At 54.2% G+C, this 6,558-nt stretch carries 4 protein-coding genes; all 4 read right to left on the bottom strand.

Annotated elements, in window-relative coordinates:
• Positions 1–297: 297 nt before the first annotated feature.
• The 4 genes from clpX to ligA all read right to left on the bottom strand — a co-directional run bounded on the left by clpX (position 298) and on the right by ligA (position 6,432).
• Positions 298–1,836, bottom strand: a complete 1,539-nt coding sequence (gene clpX / locus B5G27_RS13140; protein WP_087179315.1) for an ATP-dependent Clp protease ATP-binding subunit ClpX — start codon at positions 1,834–1,836, stop codon at positions 298–300.
• 270 nt (positions 1,837–2,106) lie between these two features.
• Entirely contained in the window at positions 2,107–2,787 is a 681-nt protein-coding gene (locus tag B5G27_RS13135) for a P-II family nitrogen regulator (protein WP_087179314.1), read from the bottom strand.
• 10 nt (positions 2,788–2,797) lie between these two features.
• Positions 2,798–4,357 (bottom strand): DUF1538 domain-containing protein, encoded by a 1,560-nt coding sequence (locus B5G27_RS13130; protein WP_242958319.1) that lies wholly within the window; start codon positions 4,355–4,357, stop codon positions 2,798–2,800.
• A gap of 68 nt (positions 4,358–4,425) precedes the next feature.
• Positions 4,426–6,432 carry an NAD-dependent DNA ligase LigA gene (ligA, locus tag B5G27_RS13125; protein ID WP_242958318.1) on the bottom strand — a complete coding sequence of 669 codons (2,007 nt, stop codon included), beginning with the start codon at positions 6,430–6,432 and terminating at the stop codon, positions 4,426–4,428.
• Between the last annotated feature and the right edge of the window lie 126 nt (positions 6,433–6,558).

Raw genomic sequence — 6,558 nt, 5'->3', positions numbered from 1 at the left:
TTCAGCACGGGTGTGTGGGTGACTGAGGTGACTGCGGAGGGGCTTGAAAAAACTTGAAATCCGGAACTATGCGTTGAAAGCAGCAGGGGGCTTGTCTGAGCCAAAAGCGAGTTGCTCCCTGCTGCTTTCTGACTTTAGCATAGTCCCGGATTTCTTAGTTTTTGCTGCCACGGAGCCCCGGAGCCGAAGCCACCCACACACCCGTGCTGAATACGTCTTCTATAACCGCGCTTCACTGTTTTCGGACGTTTTACTCTGACAGCAGCTCCCCCGCAAATACAGATCCACCCCAAAGAGCTACCCCAGGAGAGGCATTTCCTGCCCCCGGAGCCGTATGACCGGTCCCCCGGTCCCCTCGATGTACTCCCTGGTGATAATCACCTCGCCGATGCTGTCGTCCTTTGGGATCTCATACATGATATCCAGCATAAACTCCTCGATGATCGCGCGCAGGGCACGGGCCCCCGTATCTTTTTTCATCGCCTTCTCCGCGATCGCCTCCAGCGCGTCATTATTGAAGTCCAGCCTCACCTCGTCCAGCGCCAGCAGTTTCTGGTACTGCTTCAGTATGGCGTTCTTAGGCTCTTTGAGTATCTTGACAAGCATATCTTTATCCAGCCCTTTCAGGGTAAAGATGATAGGAAGCCTTCCGAGGAATTCCGGGATCATGCCGAATTTCCTCAGGTCCTCCACCGTTACTTTGGAAAGGATATCCTTATCATTTTCATATTTGTCTTTCAGCTCTGCGTTAAAGCCCATGGAAGTCTTCTTCTGGAGTCTTTCCCGGATGATCCCTTCCAGGTCAGGGAACGCCCCCGCGCAGATAAAGAGGATGTTCTTCGTATTTACCGTGGTAAGGGGGACCATGGCATTCTTGCTGTTCGCCCCGACCGGGACTTCCACGTCGCTTCCTTCCAGGAGCTTCAGCATGCCCTGCTGGACAGATTCGCCGCTCACATCCCTCTGGTTCGAGTTCTGTTTCTTCGCGATCTTATCGATCTCATCGATAAAGATGATCCCCTGCTCCGCCTTCTCCACGTCATTGTCTGCTGCCGCCAGCAGTTTGGAAACAACACTCTCGATGTCATCGCCTATGTAGCCCGCCTCTGTCAGGGACGTAGCGTCCGTGATCGCCAGCGGCACGTCGAGGAGCCGCGCCAGCGTCTTGACAAGATAGGTCTTCCCGCTTCCTGTAGGCCCGATCATGAGCATATTCGATTTTTCGATCTCAATATCATCCGCCGCGCCTGCCGCCACACGTTTATAGTGGTTATACACTGCCACGGACATCGCCTTCTTGGCATATTCCTGCCCCACTACATACTCATCCAGCCGCGCCTTGATCTTGTGGGGCGCGGGGATCTTCCTGATATCAAGCTGGTGGAATTCCTTTGGCTTTTCTTTCTTTTTCTTGATCTTCTGCTGCCTCGGCTGCATATTTTCAAGGTCAGAGAGATTGAGGAACTGAATGCCCGGCGTGTTCATCAGGCGGTTCAGGTCCACAGCCCCGCTGGTCATGGCGTCAAAGCTCTTCTGCATACAGTCCGGGCACACCGTTATATGATTCGGAAGCTCGATCATCTTCCCTGTCACGCTTTCCGGGCGGTGGCAGATAAAGCAGATCTTCTCATACTCATCCTCACTGTCCTCCTCCTTTTTCTCAGCGGCAGCGATCTCATCTTTCACTGTTCCCGCAGAAGGACTCTCTGTGACTGCGTCTCTGTCCGGCTGACCGTCCTCCCCGCCCGTATTGTTTCCCGTATTTTTCTCTGTGTTGTTTTCTGTACTTCTTTCTTTATCTTCCTCATCTACTAAGATGAAATCCTGATCTGACATAAATCGTTCCCTTCTATCTCCCAACCATTTCCGGAAAATCTGCGCCCGGAAGCATCTTGCACAGCATTTCCCACGGCATTCCTAATTCTAATTCTCCGGATGCTTTTTATTATAGTACACCTGCATTTCTTATACAAATGAAGTTTTTCTAAACGTATTTTCTAACTTATACAGACTGATGCCAGCCCGGCCGCGCCATTCGGATCCCTGCACCGGCGCGCTCACTGCGGCTGCCGCCGCTTTTCCACATTGGCAGGCGCCCGGCCGCTCCTATTGGATATCCTGGAGCCGCAGTCCCGCCGTATCCGTCACCGGAAGAGAAAACACAACCGATCTCGCCCGGCTCTCCAGCCCCGCGTTTTCCATGATCGAGCGCATAATGGCATTCTTCATCTCTGTCTTTGCCACAATGAAGATCATCTCCTTCTCATCCGCGATGGAGACCCCGAGGAATTTCTCCGCCTTTTCAAGCCCTGTCCCCTTGGCATGGATCACAGTCCCCCCGCCGGCGCCCTGAGCCCTGGCAGCATCCATCACTTCTTCGCTGTATCCGTGGTTCGCGATCACAACGATCAATTCATATTTCGTGTTCTTCATCACATTCTCCTCTTCTCTCTCATACGTCTGTCCGTCCAGAAGAAACCGGAACACCTTCCCGCCGCCGATGCTGGACACGGGGACAAGGAACGCGATCCCTGTGCCGGGGACATCGATCCGCAGGCTGTCCTCCATATCCCGCTTCACGTCTTTCCATGTCTCCTCCGTTATGACTGCCATCATAACCGCCTTCTCGGTCATTTCCAGCCCCAGGCAGTCCAGGATCTCACTGGTCGCGGTCCCTTTTGCGAGAGTGCACAGCACTGCGGAAAGCCCGTTATGTTCATAGCACGACAGGAGCCTGCGTCCCAGGGCTCGTTTTGTAACTGTCGTCAGCAAATATATCTCACTCATACCATACCTCTTAAAGTTCTATAATCTCATCATCCGAAAGCGGGGCAAATACTGCCTCTTTTGGCTCTGTCCCGGCATTTTCCGCCTGTCTCGAACGGAACTGATAGACAAGTCCCAGGATCTGTATCGTGATCAGCGGCGTCATGGCGACCATTGCCACCACGCCGAAAGCATCCGTAACGATATCTCCTCCGGTGCTCACACACGCTCCTATGGCAAAAGGGAGCAGGAAGGTGGCCGTCATCGGACCGGACGCCACGCCGCCTGAGTCAAACGCGATCGCTGTAAATATCTTCGGGACAAAAAACGAAAGGATCAGCGCCGCCGCGTACCCCGGTATCACAAACCAGAAGATAGAAATCCCGGTCAGCACCCGGATCATTGCCAGCCCGAGGGAAACCGCGACTCCGATGGAAAGACTCAGACTCATAGATCGCGCGCTGATGGCCCCGGATGTGATGTCCTCCACCTGATGGGTCAGCACAAACACCGCCGGCTCCGCGCGGACAATGAAATACCCGATGACCATGCCCACAGGGACGATCACCCATCGGTACGGATTGTCAGCCAGCACCTGCCCGAGATAGCTTCCCGCCGGCATAAACCCTGCGTTCACCCCGGTGAGGAAAAGGACCAGCCCTGCATAAGTGTACGCCATTCCCACTGCAGTCCTGACCAGCGCTCTTCTCTGCATCCTTCGGAAGATGATCTGGAAGAGGATAAAGAATACAATAATAGGCAGAAGAGACACTGCCATCTCCTTTATGTATTCCGGGAATTCATGCGCGAACAGTTTCCAGAGCTCCACAGAATCCGTGACCTGAGGGATCTGATCCGGCACATACTGCGCGCTTTCCGGCCGGTAGATCAGACTGAGCACGAGCACGGACAGGATGGGCCCCACTGAGGACAGCGCCACCAGCCCGAAGCTGTCGTCCTCCGCCCTCTCATCGCTTCGGATCGCGGAGATACCGATGCCCAGCGACATGATAAACGGCACAGTCATCGGTCCGGTCGTCACTCCGCCCGCGTCAAACGCCACTGCGATAAAATCCCCCGGCGCCAGCAGCGCGAGTCCGAATACGAACACATACAGCACGATCAGCATGTGCGCCAGAGTGACGTTGAAAAGCATCCTGAGGAGCGCCGCCACGAGAAACAGCCCCACTCCAAATGCCACCGAGAGGACCAGGACCATATTCGGCACTGCCGGGACCTGCTCCGCCAGCACCTGGAGATCCGGCTCGGATATCGTAACGATAAATCCGAGGATAAAACTGAGGAGGACCATAACTCCCAGTTTTTTCGTCTGTGTCATACATGTCCCTACGTTCTCTCCGATGGGGGTCATAGACATATCCACTCCAAGAGTAAAGAACATCATCCCCACCGTCAGCATCACCGCCCCAAGGAGGAACGCGAGCAGGATGCCCGGTTCCACAGGCGCGACCGTAAAGCACAGCACGAGCACGATCGCAATGATCGGCAGCACTGCCTTTAATGTCTCATTGAGTTTCTCCTGTAATTTTTCCTGTAATCTTTCTTTGATCCTTATTGTCTTTAAATTCACCCATTCCCTGCCTTTCTCTGTCTGATACGTCTTCAAGCCGCGGTGCGGTGCTGTCCTGTCCGCAGTGCTCAGGCTTCCGCTTCTGCCGGCTGACCTTCCAGCATTTTTAAGAACTCCTCCTCTGATATGATCGGAATCCCGAGTTCTCTCGCCTTTCTGTTTTTAGAAGAGGTAGAATTGACATCATTGTTAATAAGATAATTCGTCTTTGATGTCACGCTTCCCGTCACTTTTCCCCCTCTTTTTTCGATCTCTTCCTTCACCTCAGCGCGGTTTGCAAAATGCTCCACGCTTCCTGTGATCACAAAGTTTACCCCGGCAAACTTCTGACTGTCCGCCGTCTCTTCTTCCTTAGGGATATGGACTTCCTCCAGGAGACGCCGGAAGACATCCCTGTGCTCCTCATCTGCGAAATAATCCACATAAGCCTTTGCGATCACATCTCCCACGCCGGGGATCTCATCCAGTTCCTCCGCCGTCGCGTTCATGACCCTCTCCGGGTCGTTCCCCAGCGCCCGGCAGATCACCTTTGCATTCGCGATCCCGATATTCGGGATGCCGAGGCTGTATACGAGCCTCGGGAGCGTTGTCGTGCGCGCATTGTCCACACTGTTTTGGAGATTCTCATAGGACTTTTCCCCGAATCCGTCCATATTCTTGATCTCCTCTGCATATCTGTCCAGATGGAAAAGATCCGTCAGGTCTTTTACATACCCGTTCGCGATAAATTTCTCCAGCGTCGCCTCTGAGAGCCCCTCGATATTCATGGCGTCCCTGCTCACAAAGAGGGAAAATGATTTGACATGCTTTGCCTGGCATCTGGGATTCGTACAGTACAGTGTCTTTGTCTCGTTTTCCATGGCGATCCTGGTCGCCCCGCCGCATACAGGACAGGTCTCGGGGATATCCTTCACCCCGCTCCTGGTCAGGTTCTCCGCGATCTGCGGGATGATCATATTCGCCTTGTATACGGTGATCCGGTCTCCCACGCCCAGCTCCAGCTCTTCCATGATGCTGATATTGTGGACGCTGGCGCGGCTCACCGTCGTACCCTCCAGCTCCACAGGCTCAAAGACAGCCACCGGATTGATCAGCCCGGTCCTGGACGGGCTCCACTCGATCTCTTTGAGCGTTGTCTCCCGGATCTCATCCGCCCACTTAAAGGCAAAAGAATCCCTTGGGAACTTTGCCGTAGCCCCGAGCGACTGGCCGTAGGCAATGTCGTCATACACCAGCACAAGCCCGTCAGAGGGCAGCTCATTGGTCTCGATATGGCGCGCGAACCACTCTACTTCCTCATCGATCGTCCCGGCTGTGACCAGATGGTTCTCCACTACGTCAAATCCCTGCTCCTCCAGCCACTGCATCTGGTACTGCCTGGAATTCCTGAAATCCACGCCGTCCGCGCTCACGAGGGTAAAGGCATAGAATCTCACCCTCCGCTTTGCCGTGATCTCGTTATTCAGCTGGCGCACAGAGCCGCTGCACAGATTCCTCGGATTCTTGTACTTTGCATCCGCGTCCCCGATCTCCTCATTGATCTTCTCAAAGTCTTTGTACGAGATGACCGCTTCCCCCCTCAGGACAAGTTCGCCCTGATAGGGGATATGAAGGGGCAGGTTCCGGAAGACTCTCGCATTGTTTGTAACGACTTCTCCCACCTCGCCGTTCCCGCGGGTCACAGCCTTTGCGAGAGTACCGTTCCTGTACGTCAGGACAATGGTCAAACCGTCTAGCTTCCAGGAGATGACCGCCTTCTGGTCCCCCAGAAACTCTTTCAGCCTGCTCACTTCTTTCGTCTTGTCCAGAGAGAGCATGGGACTTTCATGTCTCTCTTTCGGCAGCTCGCTCAGCACCTCATATCCCACATTCACCGTAGGGCTTGACGCGAGCGTTGTGTTGAGCTCCTTTTCCAGCCCCAGGAGCTCGTCGTAGAGTTGGTCATACTCGTAATTGCTCATGATCTCCGTGTCTTCCTGCTCGTAAGCACGGCGCGCCCGGTTCAGAAGTTCCACCAGTCCGCGCATCCGCTCCATCCGATCTGTCTGTTTTCGATTCCCCTGTCTCTCTGTCATATCTATTCTCCCTGTCTTTTCCATAACCACTGTTTTTCCGCCGCTGCTGTTTTCCGCCGCCGATATTTTTCCGCCGCTGCTGTTTTCCGCCGCCGATGTTTTCCATCACCTCTGCCCGGACCTGGG

It is taken from the genome of Lachnoclostridium sp. An76, from assembly GCF_002161355.1.
Taxonomy (GTDB): domain Bacteria; phylum Bacillota; class Clostridia; order Lachnospirales; family Lachnospiraceae; genus Mediterraneibacter; species Mediterraneibacter caccavium.
The sequence above is the reverse complement of the archived record's forward strand: the minus strand, read 5'-3'. Positions and strand labels throughout refer to the sequence as shown.

Bases quoted from the DNA above. Each gene is read 5' to 3' on its own strand.
- ligA (WP_242958318.1), bottom strand. From the start codon at position 6,432: ATGACAGAGAGACAGGGGAATCGAAAACAGACAGATCGGATGGAGCGG.
- B5G27_RS13135 (WP_087179314.1), bottom strand. From the start codon at position 2,787: ATGAGTGAGATATATTTGCTGACGACAGTTACAAAACGAGCCCTGGGA.
- clpX (WP_087179315.1), bottom strand. From the start codon at position 1,836: ATGTCAGATCAGGATTTCATCTTAGTAGATGAGGAAGATAAAGAAAGA.